General features: G+C 73.5%; 26 protein-coding genes. 2 read left to right on the top strand and 24 right to left on the bottom strand.

Translation table 11 applies throughout. The features are described from left to right. Window positions 1-9: 9 nt before the first annotated feature. The 11 genes from AC07VC_RS11935 to AC07VC_RS11885 form a co-directional block, all read right to left on the bottom strand. Entirely contained in the window at window positions 10-744 is a 735-nt protein-coding gene (locus tag AC07VC_RS11935; RefSeq protein ID WP_494675659.1) for an alpha/beta hydrolase, read from the bottom strand. Continuing rightward, the gene (locus tag AC07VC_RS11930) at window positions 741-1037 is read right to left on the bottom strand and encodes an Rv1322 family protein (protein WP_317229802.1); all 297 of its coding nucleotides are present in this window, start codon (window positions 1035-1037) and stop codon (window positions 741-743) included. Before AC07VC_RS11930 ends, AC07VC_RS11935 begins: the two co-directional genes overlap by 4 nt. Window positions 1038-1071: 34 nt before the next feature. Then, window positions 1072-2802 (bottom strand): cation:proton antiporter, encoded by a 1731-nt coding sequence (locus AC07VC_RS11925; protein ID WP_494675658.1) that lies wholly within the window; start codon window positions 2800-2802, stop codon window positions 1072-1074. Between the two features lie 67 nt (window positions 2803-2869). Continuing rightward, window positions 2870-3493, bottom strand: a complete 624-nt coding sequence (locus tag AC07VC_RS11920) for an aggregation-promoting factor C-terminal-like domain-containing protein (RefSeq protein ID WP_494675657.1) — start codon at window positions 3491-3493, stop codon at window positions 2870-2872. 193 nt (window positions 3494-3686) lie between these two features. After that, the gene (locus tag AC07VC_RS11915) at window positions 3687-4232 is read right to left on the bottom strand and encodes a DivIVA domain-containing protein (RefSeq protein WP_494675656.1); all 546 of its coding nucleotides are present in this window, start codon (window positions 4230-4232) and stop codon (window positions 3687-3689) included. 10 nt (window positions 4233-4242) lie between these two features. After that, a complete protein-coding gene (locus AC07VC_RS11910) occupies window positions 4243-5283 on the bottom strand; it encodes a phosphatidate cytidylyltransferase (protein WP_494675655.1) in 1041 nt (346 codons plus the stop codon). Beyond that, window positions 5284-5802: a ribosome recycling factor gene (frr, locus tag AC07VC_RS11905; RefSeq protein WP_052129175.1), complete on the bottom strand. Its 519-nt coding sequence runs from the start codon at window positions 5800-5802 to the stop codon at window positions 5284-5286. A 153-nt stretch (window positions 5803-5955) separates the two neighbouring features. Then, the gene (pyrH, locus tag AC07VC_RS11900; RefSeq protein ID WP_094115638.1) at window positions 5956-6672 is read right to left on the bottom strand and encodes a UMP kinase; all 717 of its coding nucleotides are present in this window, start codon (window positions 6670-6672) and stop codon (window positions 5956-5958) included. Window positions 6673-6830: 158 nt separating this feature from the next. After that, the gene (gene tsf / locus AC07VC_RS11895) at window positions 6831-7658 is read right to left on the bottom strand and encodes a translation elongation factor Ts (RefSeq protein ID WP_094116961.1); all 828 of its coding nucleotides are present in this window, start codon (window positions 7656-7658) and stop codon (window positions 6831-6833) included. Window positions 7659-7772: 114 nt separating this feature from the next. Beyond that, window positions 7773-8732, bottom strand: a complete 960-nt coding sequence (rpsB, locus tag AC07VC_RS11890; RefSeq protein WP_494675654.1) for a 30S ribosomal protein S2 — start codon at window positions 8730-8732, stop codon at window positions 7773-7775. A 238-nt stretch (window positions 8733-8970) separates the two neighbouring features. Next, on the bottom strand, window positions 8971-10446 hold the full coding sequence (locus AC07VC_RS11885) for a sugar porter family MFS transporter (protein WP_317229807.1): 1476 nt from the start codon (window positions 10444-10446) through the stop codon (window positions 8971-8973). Between the two features lie 100 nt (window positions 10447-10546). Between AC07VC_RS11885 and AC07VC_RS11880 the strand changes: the two genes are divergently transcribed. Further along, entirely contained in the window at window positions 10547-11170 is a 624-nt protein-coding gene (locus AC07VC_RS11880) for a murein hydrolase activator EnvC family protein (RefSeq protein WP_494675653.1), read from the top strand. 145 nt (window positions 11171-11315) lie between these two features. Here the strand turns inward: AC07VC_RS11880 and AC07VC_RS11875 are convergent, their stop codons facing one another. From AC07VC_RS11875 to AC07VC_RS11835, 9 genes are all read right to left on the bottom strand, one after another. Beyond that, window positions 11316-12284: a tyrosine recombinase XerC gene (locus AC07VC_RS11875; protein WP_494675652.1), complete on the bottom strand. Its 969-nt coding sequence runs from the start codon at window positions 12282-12284 to the stop codon at window positions 11316-11318. Between the two features lie 152 nt (window positions 12285-12436). Beyond that, complete coding sequence (gene dprA, locus AC07VC_RS11870; RefSeq protein ID WP_494675651.1) at window positions 12437-13882, bottom strand: DNA-processing protein DprA; 1446 nt, start codon at window positions 13880-13882, stop codon at window positions 12437-12439. Next, window positions 13879-15435 (bottom strand): YifB family Mg chelatase-like AAA ATPase, encoded by a 1557-nt coding sequence (locus AC07VC_RS11865; protein ID WP_494675650.1) that lies wholly within the window; start codon window positions 15433-15435, stop codon window positions 13879-13881. Before AC07VC_RS11865 ends, dprA begins: the two co-directional genes overlap by 4 nt. Further along, window positions 15435-15791 carry a YraN family protein gene (locus AC07VC_RS11860; RefSeq protein ID WP_317229515.1) on the bottom strand — a complete coding sequence of 119 codons (357 nt, stop codon included), beginning with the start codon at window positions 15789-15791 and terminating at the stop codon, window positions 15435-15437. Before AC07VC_RS11860 ends, AC07VC_RS11865 begins: the two co-directional genes overlap by 1 nt. 109 nt (window positions 15792-15900) lie before the next feature. Continuing rightward, entirely contained in the window at window positions 15901-16224 is a 324-nt protein-coding gene (locus tag AC07VC_RS11855) for a DUF2469 family protein (protein ID WP_012298192.1), read from the bottom strand. Window positions 16225-16341: 117 nt separating this feature from the next. Further along, a complete protein-coding gene (gene rnhB / locus AC07VC_RS11850) occupies window positions 16342-17001 on the bottom strand; it encodes a ribonuclease HII (RefSeq protein WP_494675649.1) in 660 nt (219 codons plus the stop codon). Next, window positions 17001-17753: a signal peptidase I gene (gene lepB / locus AC07VC_RS11845; RefSeq protein WP_317229517.1), complete on the bottom strand. Its 753-nt coding sequence runs from the start codon at window positions 17751-17753 to the stop codon at window positions 17001-17003. The genes rnhB and lepB overlap by 1 nt, the downstream gene beginning before the upstream one ends. Before the next feature lie 66 nt (window positions 17754-17819). Further along, window positions 17820-18164 (bottom strand): 50S ribosomal protein L19, encoded by a 345-nt coding sequence (gene rplS, locus AC07VC_RS11840; RefSeq protein ID WP_012298189.1) that lies wholly within the window; start codon window positions 18162-18164, stop codon window positions 17820-17822. Window positions 18165-18336: 172 nt separating this feature from the next. After that, window positions 18337-18828, bottom strand: a complete 492-nt coding sequence (locus AC07VC_RS11835; protein ID WP_317229518.1) for a hypothetical protein — start codon at window positions 18826-18828, stop codon at window positions 18337-18339. Window positions 18829-18901: 73 nt separating this feature from the next. Here AC07VC_RS11835 and map point away from each other — a divergent pair, with 73 nt between their 5' ends. Next, window positions 18902-19669 (top strand): type I methionyl aminopeptidase, encoded by a 768-nt coding sequence (gene map, locus AC07VC_RS11830; protein WP_494675648.1) that lies wholly within the window; start codon window positions 18902-18904, stop codon window positions 19667-19669. Window positions 19670-19718: 49 nt separating this feature from the next. On the opposite strand, the gene trmD is transcribed toward map, so the two are convergent. Genes trmD through rpsP form a run of 4 tightly spaced genes read right to left on the bottom strand, consistent with a single transcriptional unit; the run spans window position 19719 to window position 21700 of the window. After that, entirely contained in the window at window positions 19719-20405 is a 687-nt protein-coding gene (gene trmD / locus AC07VC_RS11825; protein WP_317229520.1) for a tRNA (guanosine(37)-N1)-methyltransferase TrmD, read from the bottom strand. Between the two features lies 1 nt (window position 20406). Next, entirely contained in the window at window positions 20407-21069 is a 663-nt protein-coding gene (gene rimM, locus AC07VC_RS11820) for a ribosome maturation factor RimM (protein WP_494675647.1), read from the bottom strand. After that, window positions 21047-21283, bottom strand: a complete 237-nt coding sequence (locus AC07VC_RS11815) for an RNA-binding protein (protein ID WP_012038054.1) — start codon at window positions 21281-21283, stop codon at window positions 21047-21049. Before AC07VC_RS11815 ends, rimM begins: the two co-directional genes overlap by 23 nt. A 3-nt stretch (window positions 21284-21286) precedes the next feature. After that, window positions 21287-21700: a 30S ribosomal protein S16 gene (gene rpsP / locus AC07VC_RS11810; RefSeq protein ID WP_494675646.1), complete on the bottom strand. Its 414-nt coding sequence runs from the start codon at window positions 21698-21700 to the stop codon at window positions 21287-21289. Window positions 21701-21904: the final 204 nt, after the last annotated feature.

The raw sequence follows: 21904 nt of genomic DNA, 5'->3' as shown, positions 1-21904 counted from the left end.
GCCCACGCGTCAGCGCGCGGGCGGCCACCCGGTCGGGAGCGGCAGCGCCCGCGGGTTCACCGTGCGGACGATCTCGGTGAGCACGCGCGACACCTGGCTCTCCCCCACCCACAGGTGCTTGGCGCCGTCCACGGCGATCAGCTCCGCCTCCGGGACCGACGCGAACCGCGCGCGGGCCTCGGCGGGCTGCAGGAAGTCGTCGTGCTCGGGCACGAGGATCACGAGGCGGCGCGCATCGCCGTGCCAGGCGGCCACCTCCTCCGCCGATGCCCGGTGCAGCGGCGGGGACAGCAGGATCGCGCCCTCCACCGGGTGCTCCCGACCGTGCCGCAGCGCGACCTCGGTGCCGAAGGACCAGCCGACGATCCACGGCGCGGGCAGACCGCGCTCGGCGACGAGGTCCATCGCGGCGGCCAGGTCGTGGCGCTCGCCCTCGCCCCCGTCGAAGGCGCCGTCGCTCGTGCCGCGCGCCGACGTGGTGCCGCGCGTGTTGAAGCGGAGCACGGCGAGGTCCGCCATCGCGGGCAGCCGCAGCGCCGCCTTCCGCAGCACGTGGGAGTCCATGAAGCCGCCGGCCGTCGGCAGCGGGTGCAGGGTCACGAGCGTGGCGACGGGTTCCCGGTCCGCCGGCAGGGCGAGCTCGCCGACGAGCGTGAGGCCGTCGGCCGTGCGCAGCTCGACGTCCTCGCGGCGGGCGGGGAGCTCGGTGGAGCTCGTGATGGGGCGGGGAGCGGTGTCCGTCATGAGACCTTCCAGCAGTGGGTGTGCCAGTGGCGGCGGGCGGCGAGGTCGCTCTGCTCGCCCATCATCCCGTCGGCGCGCCAGGCCACGACGTGCGCGTGGCCGGGCTCGATGTCGAGCGTGCAGCCGGGGCAGCGGTAGACCTTGAGGGCCCGGGCGGCCGAGACGGGCTGCACGTTCCACACGCGTCCGCGCCGGGTCTCGGTGTGCTGCGAGCCGCTCAGGAGCCGCGTCAGCACGTCCTCCTCCTCGGCTTCGCGCAGCCTCCTCCCCCGGGGTCGATTGCTGCGCGGCATGATCCGATCCTAGGCCGACCCGGCGCGCCTCCCGTCAGCCGGCGTCGCCCTGCCGGCCGAGGCGGGCCTCCTCCTGGTCGAGGATCCGCTGCGCCCGGGCGAGCACACGCGAGGGGTGCTCCCCGGTTCCACGGGCCTCCCGGAGGGCCTCGCGCTCGGCGTCGAGGGCCTTCCGCCGGAGGAGGAGGTAGGCGGCGCGCGGCGTGAGGGCCGCGTCCGCGTCGGCCGCCATGTCGTCGGCCCGCTCCGCGACCCGCTCGGCCTTCATCGCCGTGTCCCGGCGCACGCGCTCGACGGTCTCGTCGTCGACCACGGTCCCCTCCGGCAGGGCGCGCACCCCCTCGTCGACGGCGCGGATGCCCGCCCGGGTGAGCTCCCCGACGAGCTCGGCGAGGTGCCGCTGGTCCTCCACGGCGTCGCTCCCGCGGATCCCGCTCAGGCGGATGACGGTGGGCAGCGTGCCTCCGTTGACGAGGAGCGAGCCGATGGCCACCGTGAACGCGATGAGCACGAGCTGCGCCCGGTACGGCGTCTCCGAGGGCAGCGACTGCGCCGCCGCGAGCGTCACCACGCCGCGCATGCCCGCCCAGCCGAGCACCAGCCCTCCCCGCCAGCCGAGCCCCTGCGAGCGGAGGGCCCGGAGGTCCGCGCCGCGTCGACGGAGGATCCGCGCGGCGGCCCGCTCCCGACGCGAGGGCCGCGCGTCGCCACGCGCGCTCCGCAGCCGCTCGAGTCCGCGACGGACCCGCCGCGTGCGCGCCGCCACGTGCGCCTCATGGCGTCGGAGCCCGAGCAGGAGCGGCACCAGGAACCCGAATCGCAGGAGGGTCAGGACGATCAGGGTGAGGATCCCGTAGCCCACGGCCGTGCCGACGCCGAGGTCGGCCTCGTGCACCTCGTCGACGATGTCCCGCAGCTCGAGGCCCATGAGCAGGAAGACGCCGTTCTCGAGGAGGAAGAGCACGGTCCGCCAGTTGAGCCGCTCGTTGATGCGCGAGGGCGCCGACAGCGTCGACGTGCTGCGGTGCCCCGACCAGATGCCCGCCGCCACCACCGCGAGCACGCCGGAGGCGCCCACCTCCTCCGCGGGGATGAACGCGACGAAGGGCACGGCGAACGAGATGGCCGTGTCGAGCACGGGGTCGTCGAGCCGGCGCCGCACCTCGGTGGTCACGACGCCGACCACGAGGCCGATCGCCAGCGCGCCGACGGCGGAGAGGAGGAAGCCGCCGGCGGCCGCCCACAGGTCCACGGACGCGCCGACGGCGGCGATGGAGGTGCGGAGGAGGACGAGCGCGGTCGCGTCGTTGACCAGGCCCTCCCCCTCCAGCACCGTGACGAGCCGCGGAGGCAGGCCCAGCCGGCGGGCGATGCTCGTGGCCGCGACGGCGTCGGGCGGGCTCACGACGGCGCCGAGCGCGAGCGCGCCCGCGAAGGAGAGGTCGGGGAAGAGCGCGTACAGCAGCAGCCCGATCCCGAAGGCCGAGACGAGCACCAGGACCACGGACAGGCTGATGATCGTGCGGAGGTTCCGGCGCAGGTCCACGAGCGGCACGGTCACGGCCGCCCCGTAGAGCAGGGGCGGCAGCACGCCGGCGAGGATGAGCTCGGGCGGGACCTCGACGGGCGGCACGCCGGGCAGGAACGAGATGCCGACGCCGACGAGCACCAGCACGAGCGGCGTCGCCACGCGGATCCGCCGTGCCAGGAGCGTGACGGCGACGAGGATCGCGATCCCGGCGACGCCGAGAGCCGCGTAGTCCATGCCCCGAGGCTAGCCCGCGCCGGGATGCGCCGACGTCACGTCCGACGGGAGCGGCGACCCCAGCGGGTCAGTACCAGTTCTTCAGGACGCTGTGCGCCTTGGCGCCGCACGGGGAGCCGTAGCGAGAGTCGATGTAGCCGAGGCCCCAGGTGATCTGCGTGGCGGGGTTCGTCTGCCAGTCCGCGCCGGCCGAGGCCATCTTGCTGCCGGGCAGGGCCTGCGGGATGCCGTAGGCGCCGCTCGGGTTGTAGGCGTTGACGCGCCATCCGGACTCCTTGGTCCAGAGGTAGTCGAGGCACGCGTACTGGTCGTCGCCCATGCCCCGCGAGGCCAGGATGCTGCGGGCGATGCCCTTCGCGCTCCCGGGGTCCGGGATGGCGATGGCGCCTCCGCCGGAGCCGGTGCCCGGGGACTTCGCGGCCGAGCCGGACCCGGTGGACGGCGACGGCGTCTCCACGGGCGGCGGCGGGGGCGGCGGCGGCGGCGCCACGCCTTCGAAGCCCGGCTCGATGTCCACGGCCGTCTCGGCGTCCGCGACCGTGATGCTCTGGGCGTCCGCGCGGGCCAGCTGGGCGACCGTCGTCTGGTACTCCTGGTACTGGGAATTCGCGACCGCTCCGGATGTCGGATCGACCACGTTCACCATCATGAACGCGGCGGCGGCGCCGAAGGCGATGGTGGGGGCTACCACGCGCGAGAACGCCGATCGCCGTCGCGGGACCGACCTCGGCGCGGCGGTGAGCGGCTGGCGAGGAGCGAGATCGTGCGCGTGTCTACCCATGTCTGGGGACGACTTTACCGAACCGTTACCCGGATGGCGACTCCTGGAGCGGATCGGGGGCAGGCACCCAGGGGCGCTGAGCGGGGAGGGAGCGTCCCGCCGCTCAGCGGACGGCGTTCATCACGTCGATGACCGCGTCGAGGAGGAGGTCGACCTGCGCCTCCCGGTAGCCGCCCCGGCGGGGGTGGAACGCGACCGTGCGCACGTCGTCGACGCTCATGGGCTTCGTGCCCCGGAAGTACTTCGCGATGCGGTCCGCGAACCGGTCCACCTCGCGGCGGTCGTACCCCGTCGTCAGGAGCCCCGCGCGGTCGAACCGCTCCCCCGAGGGCCGGCTGACCCTGTCGAGGATCTCCTGGGCGGCCCGGCGGGCCTCGGCGTTCCAGGCGTCGGCGCCGACCCGGGCGACGGTGCGGTCGCGCTCGCGGACCGCGAAGGCGTCCTCGAGGCGCTCGAGCACCCGGTCGACCGCGGCGGCCGAGTAGCCGCCGCGGCGCATGTCGAACGACACCCGGCGGATGGTCTCGGACGTCAGCGACCGGTCGGCCTCGTCGTCGTACGCGCGGCGCGCATCGCGCAGGAACGCATCGACCTGGGCCGGGTCGTAGCCGCGCTGGCGGCGTCCGGCGCTCGGGAAGGTGGTGGTCATCCGGGACATCCTACGAGGCACCGCCCGTGACGATGAGGTACAGCGCATAGGCCACGGCGGCCGACGGCAGGACCGAGTCGAGGCGGTCGAGGAAGCCGCCGTGCCCCGGGAGCCAGGAGCTGATGTCCTTCACGCCGAGGTCGCGCTTGATCAGGGACTCGGCGAGGTCGCCGAGCGTCGCGGTCACCAGGATGACCAGGCCGAGGACGACCCCGAACCACCAGGCCTGCTGGATCATGAACAGCGAGAGCAGGATGCCCGCGATCACGGCGGCCGCGGCCGCGCCGGCGAGGCCCTCCCAGGTCTTCTTCGGGCTGATGGTCGGCGCCATGGGGTGCTTGCCGAAGTTGAGCCCCGCGATGTAGGCGCCGGTGTCGCAGCAGACGACGAGGATCAGGAAGGCGAGCGTCCACCACTCCCCGCCGTCCTCGGCGGTGAGCAGGACGGCGAACGAGCCGAGCAGCCCCACGTAGGCGAGGAGGAAGACGCTCGAGCCGATGTCGCCGAGCACCGCGCGGCCGGACGTGCGGCGGGCGGGCACGACCTGCTCGACGAGGCGCCACAGCGCCAGGAAGGCCATGGCGCCGAGGAGGCCGAGCCACTGGCCGTCCGGACGCACGTAGTACGTGATCGGGAGCAGCGCGACGACCGCGACGACGGACCCGACGCGCGGGACCCGCCGCCCGGCCTGCCGCAGCGCCGTCGCGAGCTCGTAGGCGGTGAACGCCATGAGGGCGATCGCGATGAGCAGGAACAGCTGCTTGACCACGACGAGGCTCACGAGCACCACGCCGCCGAGCAGGAGCCCGACGGCGACGGCGAAGAGCAGGTTGCGGCCGGTGCGGGCGTTGATGCGGTCGTTGGTCGCCTCGAGGGAGGCGCGCGTGGCCCGGACCTGCGCAGTGAGGTCGGCGCGCGTCGCCTGGACCTGGGCCTCGAAGTCGGCGCGCGTCACGCGGCCGCGGTGACGGCGGATCCGTGGCGCCCCGTCGGGACCGGACGCGGGCGGGACGACGGGCGCCCGCTCAGCGGGATCCTCGGGGCTGACCACCTAGACCTCGAGGAGTTCGGTCTCTTTGCGCTTCAGCGCGTCGTCGACCTGGTCCGTGTGCGTCTTGGTGAGGGCCTCGAGCTCCTTCTCGCCGCGGGCCACCTCGTCGTCGCCGACCTCGCCCTTGAGCGCGTCCAGCTCGTCCTTCGAGCGGCGGCGGACGTTGCGGACGCTCACGCGTCCCTCCTCGGCCTTGCCGCGCACGATCTTGACGAACTCCTTGCGGCGGTCCTCGGTGAGCTCGGGGAGCGTCAGGCGCACCATCTCGCCGTCGTTGCCGACCGTCGCGCTGAGGTTGGGGACGTTGACGAGGGCCTTCTCGATCTCCTTGAGGGCCGTCTTGTCGTAGGGCGTGACGATGAGCGTCCGGGCCTCGGGGTTGTTCATGCTCGCGAGCTGGCCGAGGGGCGTGGGGCTGCCGTAGTACTCGACCATGACCTTCTGGAACAGGGCGGGGTTGGCGCGGCCCGTGCGCACGGTGCCGAAGTCCTCCTTCACCGACTCGACGGCCTTGCCCATCCGGTCTCGGGCATCTGCGAGTACTTCGGCGACGGTCACGGGATCTCCTTCGGTAGCGCGGACGCGGTGGGCGTCCGATCGATCTTAACGCGGTCGGGGCGGCACGACCGTCCGGTACGGCCCGCAGGGCATCGCGCCGGACGGCGGCGGTCGTCAGTTGGAGACGATGGTGCCGATGCGCTCGCCCCGGATGGCGCGGGTCACGTTGCCGCCCGGCTCCATGCCGAAGACGACCATCTTCATGTCGTTGTCCATGCACAGGCTGAAGGCGGTGGAGTCGACCACCTTGAGGCCGCGCTGCAGCGCGTCCTGGTAGGTGACCGTCTCGAGGAGGGTCGCGGAGGAGTCCGTGCGCGGGTCGCCCGTGTAGACGCCGTCCACGCCGTTCTTCGCGACCAGGACCTCCGTGGCCGAGATCTCGAGGGCGCGCTGGGCGGCCACGGTGTCGGTCGAGAAGTACGGCAGCCCGGCGCCGGCGCCGAAGATGACGATGCGGCCCTTCTCGAGGTGGCGCACGGCGCGACGCGGGATGTAGGGCTCGGCGACCTGGGTCATGGAGATGGCCGACTGCACGCGGGTGGCGGCGCCGGCCTGCTCCAGGAAGTCCTGCAGGGCGAGGGCGTTCATGACGGTGCCCAGCATGCCCATGTAGTCCGCACGGCCGCGGTCCATGCCGCGCTGCGAGAGCTGGGCACCGCGGAAGAAGTTGCCGCCGCCGACCACGATGGCGACCTCGACGGTCTTCGCGGCCTCGGCGATCTCGCGGGCGAGCGAGCTCACCACGTCCGGGTCGACGCCCATCTGGCCGCCGCCGAAGGACTCCCCGGAGAGCTTGAGGAGGACGCGGCGGGTGGTGGTGTCATCGGTCATGGTGCTGTTCCCGTCCTTGCGTTCCGGTCGCCGGATCCGGCCCCGGTCCAATCTAGTGTGACGCCCGGCGGGGGCGGCGGCGGATCGCGTCGCCGCCCCGCGGCGGACATGGAGAAGGGAGCCCAGGTCGCATGCGACCCGGGCTCCCCGTGGTGGTGCTAGGCGCCGACCTTGAAGCGGGCGAAGCCCGTGACCGTGAGGCCCGCGGCCTCCACGACCTTCTTGACCGACTGCTTGTTGTCCTTCGCGTAGTCCTGCTCGAGGAGCGCGACCTGCTTGAAGAAGCCGGTGAGGCGACCCTCGATGATCTTCGGCAGGGCGGCCTCGGGCTTGCCCTCGTTGCGCGAGATCTCGGTGACGATGCCGCGCTCGGCCTCCACCTTGTCCGCCGGGACGTCCTCGCGGGCGAGGTACTCCGGGTTGGCGAAGGCGATGTGCTGGGCGATGCTGCGCGCGGTCTCGGCGTCCGAGCCGGTGTAGTCGACGACCACGCCGACCTGGGGCGGCAGGTCCTTCGACGTGCGGTGCAGGTAGATCTCCTGGTGCTCGCCGTCGAGGCGGGCGACGCGGCGCAGGGCGATCTTCTCGCCGAGGATCGCGGCCTGGTCGCTGATCAGCTGGTCGACGGTCTGCTCGCCCGCGGGGGCCTGGAGGGCCTCCTCGACGGTGGACGCGCCGGCCGCGACGACGGCGGCGAGGACGGACTCGGAGAGCGCGATGAACTTGTCGTTCTTGGCGACGAAGTCGGTCTCGCACGCGAGCTCGATGAGGGTGGCGGCGCCGTCCTTCTCGGACGCGGCGACGAGGCCCTCGGCGGTGGAGCGGTCGCCGCGCTTGGCGTTGCCCTTCTGGCCCTTGAGGCGCAGGATCTCGATGGCCTTCTCGATGTCGCCGTCGGCCTCGACCAGCGCGTTCTTGCTGTCCATCATGCCGGCGCCGAGGCGGTCGCGCAGCTCCTTGACGTCAGCGGCAGTGAAGTTCGCCATGCTCATGGACTCCTTCTGTAGGTGATGATCCGGGGGTCTCCCGGTGGTGAGTGCCCGACGGGCGGGCGCGGTTGCCCGCGCCCGCCCGTCGGGATGGTGCGTGTGCTCGGACTACTAGGAGACCGTGGCCGTCGCGGCGGGCGTCGCCTCGGCGTCGGTGGCCTCGGCCTCGATCTTCGCCTCGGTGGTGGCGTCGGACTCGGGGGCGTGGACGGGAGCGGCGACCTCGTCGTCGGACTTCGCCGCGTTCTTGGCGGAGACCTCGGCGTCGACGTCGTTCTCCTCGACGGGTAGGGCGGCCTTGGCGGCGTCGCCCTGCTCGAGGAGCTCGCGCTCCCAGTCGGCCAGCGGCTCGGCCGGGGCGGAGCCCTCGGCGTCGGGCTTCTGGTGGCGCTGGATGAGGCCCTCGGCGGCGGCGTCGGCGATGATGCGCGTCAGCAGCGCGACGGAGCGGATCGCGTCGTCGTTGCCCGGGATCGGGTACTGCACCTCGTCCGGGTCGCAGTTGGTGTCGAGGATGCCGATGACGGGGATGCCGAGCTTGCGCGCCTCGTCGATGGCGAGGTGCTCCTTCTTGGTGTCCACGACCCACATCGCCGACGGCGTCTTGGTGAGGTTCCGGATGCCGCCGAGGCTCTTCTCCAGCTTGTCGCGCTCGCGACGCTGGATGAGCAGCTCCTTCTTCGTGAAGCCGCGCGTCGTGTCGTCGAAGTCGACGAGGTCGAGCTCCTTGAGGCGGTTGAGGCGCTTGTGCACGGTCTGGAAGTTGGTCAGCAGACCGCCCAGCCAGCGCTGGTTCACGTAGGGCTGGCCGACGCGCTGCGCCTGCTCGGCGATGGACTCCTGCGCCTGCTTCTTGGTGCCGACGAAGAGGATGGTGCCGCCGTGGGCGACCGTCTCCTTCACGAAGTCGTACGCCTTGTCGATGAGGGCCAGCGACTGCTGCAGGTCGATGATGTAGATGCCGGAGCGCTCGGTGAAGATGAACCGCTTCATCTTCGGGTTCCAGCGCGTCTTCGGGTGACCGAAGTGGACGCCGCAGTCGAGCAGCTGGCGGATGGTGACGACGGCCATGGCCGTACTCCTGTTCCGGCGCGTCGCTCTGCGGCGCGCCTCGTCGGTTCGCTCGGCGGTCGGGACGACCGCTGATCCTGGTGCCCGGCGCGCATCCGCTCCGCTGATGACAGGGATCGTCACCGAGAGGAGACCGAGTGGATGCGGCGGCCTGATGGGCACGCGTAGTCACCCGACCTGGATCGGGTGCTGGTCGATGGTACCACCCGCACGGCTCCCGGCCGGGCGGCACGGCGGATCAGGCGCGCGCGGCGTCCTTGCGCTTCCGGGGCTTGTCGACGAACAGGGTCTCGGCCTCCTCGAGGGACATGCCGTTCGTCTCCGGGATCCGCATGAGGACGAAGACGAACGAGAGCGCCGCGAAGGCGGCGTACATGCCGTAGGTGAAGGGCAGCGAGAAGGCCGACAGGGCGGGGAACGACACGGTGATCGCGAAGTTCGCGATCCACTGCGCCATGGCCGCGACGCCGAGCGCCTTCGCGCGGATCCGGTTCGGGAAGATCTCGCCGAGCAGGACCCAGACCAGCGGTCCCCACGACGCACCGAACCCGATGACGAAGACGTTGGCGGCGATGATCGCGATGACGCCGAACGGCTGCGGCAGCGAGACCTCGCCGCCCTCGGTGGAGGACTGGCTGAAGCAGACCGCCATGACGGCGAGCGAGACCGCCATCGCCAGCGAGCCCGACAGGAGGATCGGGCGGCGCCCGATGCGGTCGACGAGGGCGATGGCGATGAAGGTCACCGCGACGTTCGTGACGGCGGTGATGACCGAGGTCAGCAGCGACTGCGACTCGTCGAAGCCCACGGCCTGCCAGAGGGTCGTGGAGTAGTAGAAGATCACGTTGATGCCGACGAACTGCTGGAACACGGACAGGATGATGCCGATCCAGACGATCCCCTGGAGTCCGAACCTGTTGCCCCGGAGGGTCCCGGTGCGCTTGGCGACACGGTCCTCCTCGATCTGGCGCTCCAGGTCGCGGCTCGCGCGGTCGATGTCCTCCTGCTTCCAGACGCTCGCCAGGATCTCCTGCGCCTCGTCCTTGCGGCCCTTCTCGACCAGGTAGCGCGGGGACTCCGGGAGGCGGAAGGCGAGGACGCCGTAGACGATCGCCGGGACGGCGCAGACGAGCAGCATCCAGCGCCAGGCCTCGAGCCCGAACCAGAACCCCTCGGACGCCCCGCCCGCCGCCTCGGCGAACACGGCGTCGGAGAGCAGGGCGGTGAAGATGCCGAGCGTGATCGCGAGCTGCTGCAGGGAGGCCAGGCGTCCGCGGAGGAGCTTCGGGGATATCTCCGCGATGTACGCGGGGGCGACGACGGAGGCGATGCCGATGCCGAGGCCCCCGACCACGCGCCAGATCGTGAGGTCCCAGACGCTGAAGGCGAAGCCGGAGCCGAACGCGCTGACGAAGAAGAAGGCGGCGCCGACGATCATCGTCCAGCGACGGCCGAACCGGTCGGCGATGCGACCGGCCAGGTACGCGCCCACCGCGCACCCGAGGAGCGCGCTCGCCACGGCGAAGCCGATGAGCGTCTCGCTGAGCTCGAACCGGCCCTGGATCGCGGAGACCGCGCCGTTGATGACCGACGAGTCGAACCCGAAGAGGAAGCCCCCCACGGCGGCCGAGACGGCCAGCCCGATCGCGCGTCGCTGGAGCCTCTTGTCATCCCGGGGGGTCGTCGTCTCGTCCACAACGGTCCACTCTGCCACTTCTCCGGCGGCGCGGTGACCCCGCCCGACGCGTCCTCCGAGCGCGGGATGGTGCGCCCCTCCGGCGGCCGTGCGCGCCTCCGGGGAGAGGGAGGTGCGCATGCGCGACCGCACGGGCGTGAGGAGGGTGGGGGCGCTGCTCGTGGCGTCGGGTCTGCTCGGCGGCATCGGCTCGTCGGCGCCGCCGGCGGCGCTGATGGCGGAGGCGCGGGTGGCGTCGGCGCGGGAGCTCGTCGCGACGCCGGCGAGGGCCGCGCCGCGCGGGGTCCCGTCCGCCCGGGCCGCGACCGTGGCGTCGCGGACCGCGGCGCCGCGATGGTCCTGGCCGGTGCCTGCCCCGCACCGGGTCACCCGGCCCTTCGAGGAGCCGAGCACCCCCTACGGGCCCGGCCATCGCGGCATCGACATCGCAGCCGCGCCGGGCACGGAGGTGCGTTCGCCCGCCGACGGCGTCGTCTCGTTCGCCGGCATGGTCGTCGACCGGCCGGTCGTGAGCATCCAGCACGCCGACGGGCTCGTGTCCTCGATGGAGCCGGTCGTGCCGGGGGTCGCCTCGGGCGACGCGGTCTCCGCCGGTCAGGTCGTCGGCTCGCTCGCCGAGGCACCGCGGCACGAGCCCGACGGCGGGCTGCACCTCGGCGCGCGGCTCCACGGCGCCTACGTGGATCCGCAGGCGCTCCTCGCCGGCCTGCGCCACGCGGTGCTGCTGCCCCTCGAGCCATGAGGTCCGAGCGGTGCGCGAGGACGCCGACGACGGTGCGGACGCGGGACGTCCGTGCGGGCCGGTACGTCCGAAGATCGATCCACGGGATGCCCGGCCCGTCCGACGCTGCCGCACGGGGCGGCCGACCATGCCGCGACCGTCCGCGTCAGGCGCGCGGGTGGGCTCCCTCGTAGCTGCGACGCAGGCGCTCGACGGACACGTGCGTGTAGATCTGCGTCGTCCCGAGGCTCGCGTGGCCCAGCATCTCCTGGACCGTGCGGAGGTCCGCGCCGCCGTCGAGGAGGTGGGTCGCCGCGGTGTGCCGGAGCGCGTGCGGCCCCTGCGGGCCCGACCCGGGCAGGTCCGCGAGCAGCGCGGCCACGAGGCCGTACACGGCGCGGGAGCCGAGGCGCCCGCCGCGGGCACCCAGGAAGAGGGCGGGACCGGTGCGGGCGGTTACGAGCGCGGGACGACCGCGGCCGACGTACGCCGCGAGGGCGTCCGAGGCTGGCACGCCGAAGGGCACCACCCGCTCCCGGTCGCCCTTGCCCACGACGCGCACCGTGAGCCGCGCGTCGTCCACGTCGCCCATGTCGAGTCCGGTGAGCTCGGAGACCCGCAGGGCGGAGGCGTACAGCAGCTCGATCACGGCGAGGTCCCGGAGCGCGGCGGGGTCGTCCGCCGCCGCCCTCTCGGCGAGCCCGGCGAGGAGCGCCGTCATCTGCTCCCGCGCGAGGACGCGTGGGAGGTGCGATCCCGCCCGGGGTGCCTTGAGGCGCACGGCGGGGTCGACGTCGACCCGGCCCGTCCGCAGGAGCCACGCCCCGAAGCCGCGGACGGCCGCCGACCGCCGCGCGAGGGTCGCGGGTGCGAGCCGGGCCTGCGATCCCCGCCACAGCCAGTCGCGCAGGACCTCGAGGTCGAGGCCCCCGGAGCGGGTGACTCCCTGGCGGGCGGCATGGGCGGCGAGGTCCCGGAGGTCCGCGGAGTAGGCCCGCACGGTGTGGGCGGCGCTCCCCCGTTCCCGTGACAGGGACGTCGCGAACTCGACGATGTCGCGCTCCAGCGCCGTCCCACCCCCCGAACCGAGGACCAGCGGCGGCCCGTCGATGCCTTCCGCTCGCGCTCCGCCCATCCCCGAAGGCTACGGGCAGCCCCGGCGCCGCGCTCGTCGACGCGCGAGGAGGAGAAGGCCGGCGCGGAGCCGATGCAGGACGGGGACGAGCGGGACGCGGACGGGGCGGGGTCCGGGCGGCGCGGCACCCGTCCGCCGGACGACCGTGCTGGTCACCGCGACGACGGCCGGCGCACCCATCCCCCGTCGGGCCGCGCCACGTGCCCCTCGAGCTCGAGCAGACCCAGGACCGACGACGCCTCGGCCACTCCGAGTCCGGCGCGCGCGGCGACCTCGGACGTCTCCCGGGCGCGCCGCACGGCCAGCGCGTCCAGGACGCGCCCGATGCGGGGATCGCCATCGGAGGGTGCCCCGGCCCGCGCCGTGCCACCGGTCCGGCGCGTGTGCGGGCCCGTCCCGGACATCATCTCGGACGTCGTCCCGGAGGGTGCGTCGCGGGGCCGCGCCTCCGGTGGCGCACGGAGCGCCCCGCCCTCGCCTCCCTGCTGTGCGGTCACGCCGCTCCAGCCGGGCACCAGGTCCATCACGTCGTCGGCCGAGGCGACGAGCGCGGCTCCGGACTCGCGGATCAGCCGGTGGCAGCCGGATGAGGACACGCTCGTCACGGGTCCCGGCACGGCCCCGAGGGGACGCTCCAGCGCGATGGCGTGGTTGGCCGTGTTGAGCGAGCCGCTGCGCGCGCCCGCCTCGACCACGACGGTGGCGGCGCTCACCGCCGCGATGAGCCGGTTGCGCAACAGGAAGCGCCATCGGGTGGGGGACGCTCCGCAGGGCAGCTCCGAGACCACGGCGCCCTCGCGCCGCATCCGTCCGAAGAGGTCCGCGTGGCCGGCCGGGTAGAGGCGGTCTACCCCGCCGGCCAGGAAGGCCACCGTGGATCCGCCGGAGCCGAGCGCCGCACGGTGCGCGGCGCCGTCGATGCCGTAGGCCCCGCCCGACACGACGGCGACGCCTCGGTCGACGAGGCCCGCCGCGATGTCCGCCGTGACGTGCTCCCCGTAGCCCGTCGCGGCCCGCGCCCCCACGACCGCCACGGAGCGGGACAGGGCCGCGAGCGCCTCCGGTGCGCCGGTGCACCAGAGGACCAGCGGTGCGTGTGGTCCCAGGTCGTCGGCGCCGACGGGCCACAGCGGGGCCCCCGGCACCAGCACGCGGGCGCCCACGGCCCGAGCGGCGCGCAGCCGTGCCAGCGCCTCGGAGCGCACCACCCGCGGTCGCCAGCGCTCGACGGCGGCCCCCACCTCGTCGACGAGGGCGACGCGGGCGTCCTCGTCGAGCTCGAGGCCCGCATCCCGCATCGACGCGACGACGGCGGACGCGGGACAGCCGTCGACCACGGCCGCGAGAGCGGCGCCGGCCCCGAGGACGCCGACGACCGCACCCGCGACGCGGTCGCCGGGCTCGGCGATCCCGGACCAGGTGCATCGGGCGGCGTCCTCCTCGGGGATCCACGCGGCGTCCGCGTCGCCGGGCTCCGCGGCATCGGGGCGGAGCGCCGCCATCAGCTCGTGGAGCTCCCCGGCGGGGAGCCCCAGGCGCGACACGACGAGGGTCCGTCGGCCGCCGGGGCCGCGGTCAGCAGCGTCGCCGGCGCTCACGACGCGCCCCGCAGGAGGAGCGCCCGACCCAGGTGGTCCGCGTCGGGACTCGCAGCGCCGTCGAGGTCCGCCAACGTCCAGCCGAGGCGGAGCACGCGGTCGTACCCGCGCATCGTGAGCAGGCCGCGGTCGAGTGCGCGGTCCAGGGACGCCGTCGCGGCACGGGCCACGCGTGCCTCGCGACGGAGCCACGTGCCCGATGCGCGGGCGTTGGTGCTCCACGACGTCGGCGCCCAGCGCTCGGCGGCGGCCGCGCGCGCGGTCGCGACGCGGACGCGCGCCGACGCCGTGGTGGTCCGGGGCGCGCCGTCGGCGGCGAGGTGCACGGCGGTCGTGACCCGACGCACGGCGAGACGGATGTCCATGCGGTCCATGAGCGGGCCGGACAGCCGGGCCAGGTAGCGCCGCCGCGACTGGGGCGGGCACGCGCAGTCCGCGCCCGCGACGCCGTACGACCCGCACGGGCAGGGGTTCGCGGCCATGACCAGCTGGAATCGACCCGGGAAGTGCGCGACGCCGTTGGCCCGGTGGATGCTGATGACGCCCGACTCCAGCGGCTGGCGGAGGCAGTCGAGCACCGCCCCCGCGAACTCGGGTGCCTCGTCGAGGAAGAGGACTCCCCCGCTCGCGCGGACGGCGGCCCCGGGGCGGATGCGCCCGCTGCCGCCGCCGACGATGCCGGCTGCGCTCGCGGTGTGGTGCGGGGCCTCGAGCGGGGGACGGACGGTGAGCTCCGGGCCCAGCCGCTCCCCGCACAGCGAGCGGACGCAGCCCACCTCCAGTGCGGCCTCCTCTTCGAGGTCGGGCAGCAGCCCCGGGAGGCGCTGGGCGAGCATCGTCTTGCCGGCCCCGGGCGGACCGAGGAGGAACATGTGGTGCCCGCCCGCCGCGGCGACGACGAGCGCCTCCACCGCCTCCTCGTTCCCGACGACGTCCCCCAGGCAGGGCTCCGGAGGGACGACGCCCTCGGACGGACCGGCACCTCCGCCGCCCGGCGCGGCGACCGCCGGCTCGACGGCGTCGTCGGGCTCGGGGTCGAGCTCCGCCCCGTGGTGGATCGCCGCGTCCCGCAGCCCCGACACGGGGATGACCTGCACGTCCGGCACGAGCGAGGCCTCGTCGGCGTGGCAGCGTGGGACCATGACGCGCCGCACCCCCGCTCGACGCGCGGCGAGCACTGCCGGGAGGATGCCGTGCGTCGGGCGCAGACGCCCGTCGAGCCCCAGCTCGCCCAGGTGCACCGTGCCGGCGACCGAGTCCGCGGAGACGGAGCCGCCCGCCGCGAGCACGGCCAGGGCGATCGCGAGGTCGAAGCCCGACCCGTGTTTGGGCAGCACGGCCGGCGAGAGGTTGACGGTCACGCGCCGCACGGGGAACTCGCACCCCGCGTTGCCGGTGGCGGCCCGCACGCGCTCGCGGGCCTGGCTGAGCGCGGCGTCCGGGAGGCCGATGAGCACGAAGCCGGGGAGCTGGCTGGTGATGTCCGCCTCCACGTCGACGAGCGCGCCCTCGAGTCCCGAGAGCGCGACCGCGAGCGTGCGACCGACGGCCATCAGCAGGCGCTCCGGACGACGTCGATCGACGGCCGTCCCCCGGGCGGCCAGACCACGCCGACCACGTCGATCCTGACGGGCCCGCGGCGCTCCGGGTGGGCCTCGCGCCAGAGCCCCGCGAGCACCCGCAGCCGCGCGGCCTTGGCGCGCGTGACCGCCTCGAGGGGATGCCCGAACCCGAGGCCCGCGCGCGTCTTCACCTCCACCAGGACGGTCGTGCCCTCGTGGGTCATCACGAGGTCGATCTCGCCCTCGCGACACCGCCAGTTGCGCTCCACGAGCGCATAGCCGTGCTCGCTCAGATGCCGTGCGACGAGCTCCTCGCCGCGTCGTCCCAGGTCGTGCTCGCGTGTCATGCGCACCTCCGAGGGGAGGATGCGCTGCCGCCGGGATGCGTCCCGCTCATCGACCCCACGAGGTGCGGCGCCATGCGCGGCGCACCCTGGGGAGGGACCCGGAGGAGCCCTACTCGTCGATCGCCAGCTCCTTCGGGAGCTCGAACTCCTTGGCCGACAGCTCCTCGACGTTCACGTCCTTGAAGGTGAGCACCCGCACGGACTTCACGAAGCGGTCGGAGCGGTACACGTCCCACACCCACACGTCGGTCATGCTCAGCTCGAAGTAGAAGTCGTGCTCCGTGTCGCGACGCACCAGCTCGACCTCGTTCGCGAGGTAGAAGCGCCGCTCGGTCTCGACCACGTACTTGAACTGGGACACGATGTCCCGGTACTCCCGGTAGAGCGCGAGCTCCACCTCGCGGTCGTAGTCCTCGAACTCGTCGTCATCCATGGTCCGTCGATACTATCCGGCCCCGGAGCACGCGACGTCCGGCCGGTCGTGCCGCCGGCAGCCCCGCGCGGGGCCCGGAGCAGGCGGCGAGGGCGACCGGGCCGGAAGCGGGACGGGTCAGGCGCCCGTCGGCTGGTGCACCCCGCCGAGCCAGGTGCGCCGGTGGATCCGGCTGGGGCCGCTCGCGCGGATCGCGTCGAGGTGCGCGGCGCTGCCGTAGCCCTTGTTGCCGGCCCAGCCGTACTCCGGCGACTCCTCGTGCCACGCCGCCATGAGGCGGTCGCGATGCACCTTCGCCAGGACGGACGCGGCAGCGACGGACGCGCAGTCCCGGTCGGCCTTGACCCTGAGGCGCACCGGGACGGGATGCGCGAGCGCGGGCGTGAGCCAGTCGTGGGAGCCGTCGAGCAGCACGACGCTCTCGAGCAGCGGCACACCGAGGTGGTGCAGCTCGACGAGGGCGCGACGACCCGCCAGGCCGAGGCACGCCGTGATGCCGAGCTCGTCGACCTCCTCGGCGGACGCCATGCCGACCGCGTGGTGCCGCACCCAGGCGGAGACCGGAGGGTGCAGGGCCTCGCGGCGCTTCTCGCTGAGCATCTTCGAGTCGCGGAGCCCCGGGGGGAAGGCGCCGCAGTCGGCACCGACGGCGGCCATGCCGACCGCGACCGGGCCGGCCAGCGCACCCCGCCCCACCTCGTCGCAGCCGATGACGAGCGCCGCGCCCGTTCCGAGGAGCGCGAGCTCGGCGTCGAGGCTCGGGTCCGCGACCGGCATCAGCCGGCGGGAGCGGCTTCGGGGACGTCGCCGAACGTCTCGGGGTGGTCGCCGAGGATCGACCACCGATCGATGGGCCAGGTGATGACGAAGGCGCGGCCGACGACGTGGTCGATCGGCACGAACCCCTTCGTCGGGCCGTCCTGGTTGTAGCGCGAGTCCGCGGAGTTGCCCCGGTTGTCGCCCATCACCCACAGCGAGTCGGCGGGCACGGTGACGTCGAAGTCGATGGCGGACGCGCGCGTGTCACCGGGGACGAGCTTGATGTACGGCTCGTCGAGCGGCACGTCGTTGACGCTCATCTGGCCCAGGGAGTTGCAGCAGACGACGTGGTCGCCCGGCAGTCCGATGAGGCGCTTGATGAGGTGATCGTTGCTGTCGGAGGCCGACAGGCCCACCGTGGTGAGCGCCCAGTCGACCGCCGCGGCGACCGGCGGCTTCGCGACCTCGGGCGACGGCAGCAGCCAGCCGCCGGGATCGCGGAACACCACCACGTCGCCGTGCTGCAGCGGCATGAGCCGCGGCGTCAGCTGGTTGACCACGATCCGGTCGTCGATCTGGAGGGTGTCCTCCATCGACGCGGACGGGATGTAGAACGACCGGATCAGGAAGGCCTTGATCAGGATCGAGACGAGGAGGGCCACCACGAAGATGACGAGGACGTCCCGGAGGAACGTCTTCCATCCCCGCGACCCGCTGCCGCTGTGCCTGCCCGAGGATCTGGTCTCCACGGGCGCCGTGCTGTCTGTCATTTAACCGCCTGAGCTCCCGGCAAGTGTATGTGCCGGGAGCTCGGGAGGGTGACGCTTGGGGATGCGCTAGGAGCGCTTCTCCTTGATCTTCGCCTTCTTGCCGCGCAGGTCGCGCAGGAAGTACAGCTTCGCGCGGCGCACGTCGCCGCGCGTCACGACCTCGATGTGGTCGATGACCGGGGAGTGGACCGGGAAGGTGCGCTCGACGCCGACCTGGAAGCTGACCTTGCGGACGCAGAACGTCTCGCGGACGCCCTCGCCCTGACGGCCGATGACGATGCCCTGGAACACCTGGATGCGCGAGCGGCTGCCCTCGACGATGTTGACGTGGACCTTGACCGTGTCGCCGGCGCGGAAGTCGGGGATGTCCGACCGCAGCGACGCCTTGTCGACGGAATCGAGGATGTGCATGGTGTACCGCTCTCTGCAACCGCCACGGGTCGACTGCGCATCAGTTTCTGGAAGGGGAACGGCCCGCATGGACGGCCGACTCCCCCGTGGCAGGGTCGGCGGCAGGCACGATCGCCCATTCTGTCACCTCGGGCGCGTCGAGCGCAAAGCGCCGCGTCGCCGGCGAGGGCGGTCAGTCGAGGCGGATCGTCCGGCCGGCGTCCGGGCCCTCGGCCGCCCGCCACTCCGGCGGACGCGGCTGCGCGTCGCGCTCGATGACGGCGATGACCTCCTGCATGCGCTGCCGCGTCTCCGCGAGGAGCTGCCGGACGCCGAGCGCCACGAACGCCACGGCGGCCAGCACCGCGACCACCGCGCACCACGTGCTCACCGCCGAGTAGGTGCCGGTGCCGGCTACCGCGAGGGTCAGCACGCCCATGACGACCGCGTCCGTCGGGGAGACGGCCGCGGCGGTCCGCGCCGAGCGCCGGGCGAGGACGAGGCCCAGGCCCGCGAGCAGGGCGATGCCGAGAGCCGCGGCGCCGAGCATCACGAGGAGCAGCTCCCACCCGCCGGAGCCGAAGGCCGCCCAGCCCACGAGGAGCCAGGCGGGGAGCACGACGACCGCGGCGAACTGCCAGCGGTAGAGCGCGCGGCGGAGTCGGACGGCCGGGGACTGCTGCATGGGCCCATGCTACGAGCCGACCCTGGGCGCCGCGAGAGGGTCCGCTGAGCGCCCCTCCCGTAGGATCCATGGCGTGATGGAACTGCGAACGCCCGCCGAGATGGACCAGATGCGACCCGCCGGGGAGTTCGTGGGCAGCGTGCTCACCGCGCTCGCCGCGCAGGCCGACGTCGGCGTCAACCTCCTCGACCTCGACCGCGCCGCGCACCGCATGATCCGCGAGCGGGGGGCCGAGTCGTGCTACATCGACTACCACCCCTCGTTCGGCGCCATGCCGTTCGGCAAGGTGCTCTGCACGTCCGTGAACGACGGCGTGCTGCACGGGCTCCCCCACGACTACCGGCTGCAGGACGGCGACCTCCTGAGCCTCGACTTCGCCGCCTCCGTGGACGGATGGGTCAGCGACTCGGCCGTCAGCGTCATCGTCGGCACGCCGCGCGAGGAGGACGTGCGCCTCATCGAGGTGACGACCCGCGCGCTCGAGGCGGGGGTCCGCGCGGCGCAGCCGGGCGGCCGCACGGGCGACATCTCGGCGGCCATCGGCGCGGTGGCGACGGAGGCGGGCTACTCCGTCAACACGGACTTCGGCGGTCACGGGGTCGGCCGCACGATGCACGGGGACCCGCACATCGCGAACCAGGGCCGGCCGGGGCGCGGCGTCCCGCTGCGGCCGGGACTCGTCATCGCGATCGAGCCCTGGTTCCTGCAGAGCACGGACGAGATCTACACCGACCGCGACGGCTGGACCCTTCGCAGCGCCGACGGCTCGCGCGGCGCGCACATGGAGCACACCGTCGCGATCACGGAGTCCGGCCCCGTGATCCTCACCGCGCGCTCCTGAGGCGGATGACGGCCGCGCCCCGAGGGGCGGCGGACGTCGCGGGTCGCGGCTAGTCGGCCAGCAGGTCGGGCCGTACGCGGCGCGTGCGCTCGAGCTGCTGCTCGCGACGCCACGCGGCGATGGCGCCGTGGTTGCCGCTGCGCAGCACGTCCGGGACCTGGAGCCCGCGCCACTCCGGCGGCTTGGTGTAGCTCGGGTGCTCGAGCAGGCCGTCGGAGTGGCTCTCCTCGACGAGGCTCGCGGGGTTGCCCACGACGCCCGGCACGAGACGGCCGATCGCCTCGATCATGGCCATGACCGCGACCTCGCCGCCGTTCAGGACGTAGTCGCCGAGGCTGACCAGGCGGACCCGGGCGCGCGTGGCCGTGTGGTCGACGACGCGCTGGTCGATCCCCTCGTAGCGACCGCACCCGAAGGCGAGGTGGCGCTCCTCCGAGAGCTCCTGCGCCATGGCCTGCGTGAACACGTCGCCGGCCGGCGACGGGAAGATCACGACCGGATCGGTCTCGTCCGCGAGGACCCGGTCGATGGCCTCGCCCCAGGGCTCCGGTCGCATGACCATGCCGGCGCCGCCGCCGTAGGGCGTGTCGTCGACCGTGCGGTGCCGGTCGTGCGTGAAGGCGCGCAGGTCGTGCACGCGGAGGTCGATGAGGCCGGACTGGCGCGCGCGCCCGAGCAGGGAGATGTCGAGCACCCCGAAGAACTCCGGGAAGATCGAGACGATGTCGATCCGCATGTCAGCGTGCGTCGTCGCCCTCGGGGGCGGCATCCGCGGGAGCGGCATCCGCCGGAGCTGCGTCCGTGGGGAGGTCCTCGCCGGGCGCCGGGGTCGGCTCCTCCGGGATCTCCTCGAAGAGGCCGAGCGGCGGGGTGACGACGAGCGTGCCGGCCGCGACGTCCACGGACGGGACGATGGCCTGCACGAACGGCACCAGGACGGTGCCGGAGGGCGTGTCGACGTGGAGGAGGTCCTGCGCCGGGAAGTGGTCGACGAGGGAGACGGTCCCCACCTCGACGCCGTCGCGGAGCACCCGGAGGCCGACCAGCTGGTGGTCGTACCAGGCGTCGGGCTCGTCCGCCTCGTCGGCGGGCGGCGTCATCCAGAGGATGGCCTTGGCCAGCGACTCGGCGGCCGTGCGGTCCGCGACGCCCTCGAAGAAGCCGACGGGATGGCTGTTGTACCAGCGCAGCTCGGTGAGCGTCAACGTGCGGCCGTGCCACGGCGAGGTCTCGGGGACCTGCAGGCTGAACTCGGCGCCGGGGACGAAGCGCTTGTCGGGGTCGTCCGTAAACAGCTCGAGCTTCACGGCGCCCTTGAGCCCGTGCGCCTTGGTCAGCCGGCCCACGCGGAACGCCGCGGGGTCACGGACGTCGTCCTCAGGAATCGGTGTCCACCACATCGACGCGGACGCGCTGGCCGTCGGCGAGGGCCGACACGAGCGTCCGGAGGGCCTTCGCGGTGCGACCCGCGCGGCCGATGACCCGGCCGAGGTCCTCGGGGTGCACGCGCACCTCGAGGACCTCGCCGCGGGGGGATCCCTTGCTCGTCACGGAGACATCATCCGGGTGCTCGACGATGCCCTTGACCAGGTGCGCGAGCGCGGGAGCGAGCATGGGCTAGGCCTGCTCCTCGGTCGCCTCGGCCGGGGCCTCGGCGGCCTCGGGCGCGGGGGCGGCCTTCTCGGTCTTGGGCTTCAGGACCGGCTTCTTCTTCTCGTCCGCGACGTAGGCGGGCTTCGCCTCGCGGATGCGGACGGTGGAGACGGCGTCCTTGTCGCCCTTGAAGCGACCCCAGTCGCCCGTGAGCTTGAGGAGGGCCTCGACCTGCTCGGTGGGCTGCGCGCCCACGGACAGCCAGTACTGCGCCCGGTCCGACTGGACCTCGATGAACGAGGGCTCCTCGGTGGGGTGGTACTTGCCGATCTCCTCGATGACGCGGCCGTCGCGCTTGGTGCGCGAGTCGGCGACGACGATGCGGTAGTACGGCGCGCGGATCTTGCCCAGGCGCTTCAGACGGATCTTGACAGCCACAATTCTCCTGAATTTTCTTGTGTGGGGTGAACTGACGGCCGTGAGCGTGGGGGCACACTCGGCATTGGTTCGATGGGGTCTCGCGGCGCCTGATTAGAGGGTCGGACGATCGCGGACTCGACAGATCATTATGGCAGACGCCGGGCCCGGACGGGACACCCCCGCGCGGCGCGCCCCGACGCGCGCCACGCGGCGCCGCACCGG

This window comes from Clavibacter sp. GW821-FHT01D01 (assembly GCF_059422605.1).
This window is presented reverse-complemented; position numbering and strand designations above follow the sequence as displayed.

Bases quoted from the DNA above. Each gene is read 5' to 3' on its own strand.
- AC07VC_RS11935 (WP_494675659.1), bottom strand. From the start codon at position 744: ATGACGGACACCGCTCCCCGCCCCATCACGAGCTCCACCGAGCTCCCC.
- AC07VC_RS11930 (WP_317229802.1), bottom strand. From the start codon at position 1,037: ATGCCGCGCAGCAATCGACCCCGGGGGAGGAGGCTGCGCGAAGCCGAG.
- AC07VC_RS11925 (WP_494675658.1), bottom strand. From the start codon at position 2,802: ATGGACTACGCGGCTCTCGGCGTCGCCGGGATCGCGATCCTCGTCGCC.
- AC07VC_RS11915 (WP_494675656.1), bottom strand. From the start codon at position 4,232: ATGACCACCACCTTCCCGAGCGCCGGACGCCGCCAGCGCGGCTACGAC.
- frr (WP_052129175.1), bottom strand. From the start codon at position 5,802: ATGGGCAAGGCCGTCGAGTCGGTGAAGGAGGACTTCGGCACCGTGCGC.
- pyrH (WP_094115638.1), bottom strand. From the start codon at position 6,672: ATGACCGATGACACCACCACCCGCCGCGTCCTCCTCAAGCTCTCCGGG.
- tsf (WP_094116961.1), bottom strand. From the start codon at position 7,658: ATGGCGAACTTCACTGCCGCTGACGTCAAGGAGCTGCGCGACCGCCTC.
- rpsB (WP_494675654.1), bottom strand. From the start codon at position 8,732: ATGGCCGTCGTCACCATCCGCCAGCTGCTCGACTGCGGCGTCCACTTC.
- AC07VC_RS11880 (WP_494675653.1), top strand. From the start codon at position 10,547: ATGCGCGACCGCACGGGCGTGAGGAGGGTGGGGGCGCTGCTCGTGGCG.
- AC07VC_RS11875 (WP_494675652.1), bottom strand. From the start codon at position 12,284: ATGGGCGGAGCGCGAGCGGAAGGCATCGACGGGCCGCCGCTGGTCCTC.
- AC07VC_RS11865 (WP_494675650.1), bottom strand. From the start codon at position 15,435: ATGGCCGTCGGTCGCACGCTCGCGGTCGCGCTCTCGGGACTCGAGGGC.
- AC07VC_RS11860 (WP_317229515.1), bottom strand. From the start codon at position 15,791: ATGACACGCGAGCACGACCTGGGACGACGCGGCGAGGAGCTCGTCGCA.
- AC07VC_RS11855 (WP_012298192.1), bottom strand. From the start codon at position 16,224: ATGGATGACGACGAGTTCGAGGACTACGACCGCGAGGTGGAGCTCGCG.
- rnhB (WP_494675649.1), bottom strand. From the start codon at position 17,001: ATGCCGGTCGCGGACCCGAGCCTCGACGCCGAGCTCGCGCTCCTCGGA.
- lepB (WP_317229517.1), bottom strand. From the start codon at position 17,753: ATGACAGACAGCACGGCGCCCGTGGAGACCAGATCCTCGGGCAGGCAC.
- rplS (WP_012298189.1), bottom strand. From the start codon at position 18,164: ATGCACATCCTCGATTCCGTCGACAAGGCGTCGCTGCGGTCGGACATC.
- AC07VC_RS11835 (WP_317229518.1), bottom strand. From the start codon at position 18,828: ATGCAGCAGTCCCCGGCCGTCCGACTCCGCCGCGCGCTCTACCGCTGG.
- trmD (WP_317229520.1), bottom strand. From the start codon at position 20,405: ATGCGGATCGACATCGTCTCGATCTTCCCGGAGTTCTTCGGGGTGCTC.
- rimM (WP_494675647.1), bottom strand. From the start codon at position 21,069: ATGTGGTGGACACCGATTCCTGAGGACGACGTCCGTGACCCCGCGGCG.
- AC07VC_RS11815 (WP_012038054.1), bottom strand. From the start codon at position 21,283: ATGCTCGCTCCCGCGCTCGCGCACCTGGTCAAGGGCATCGTCGAGCAC.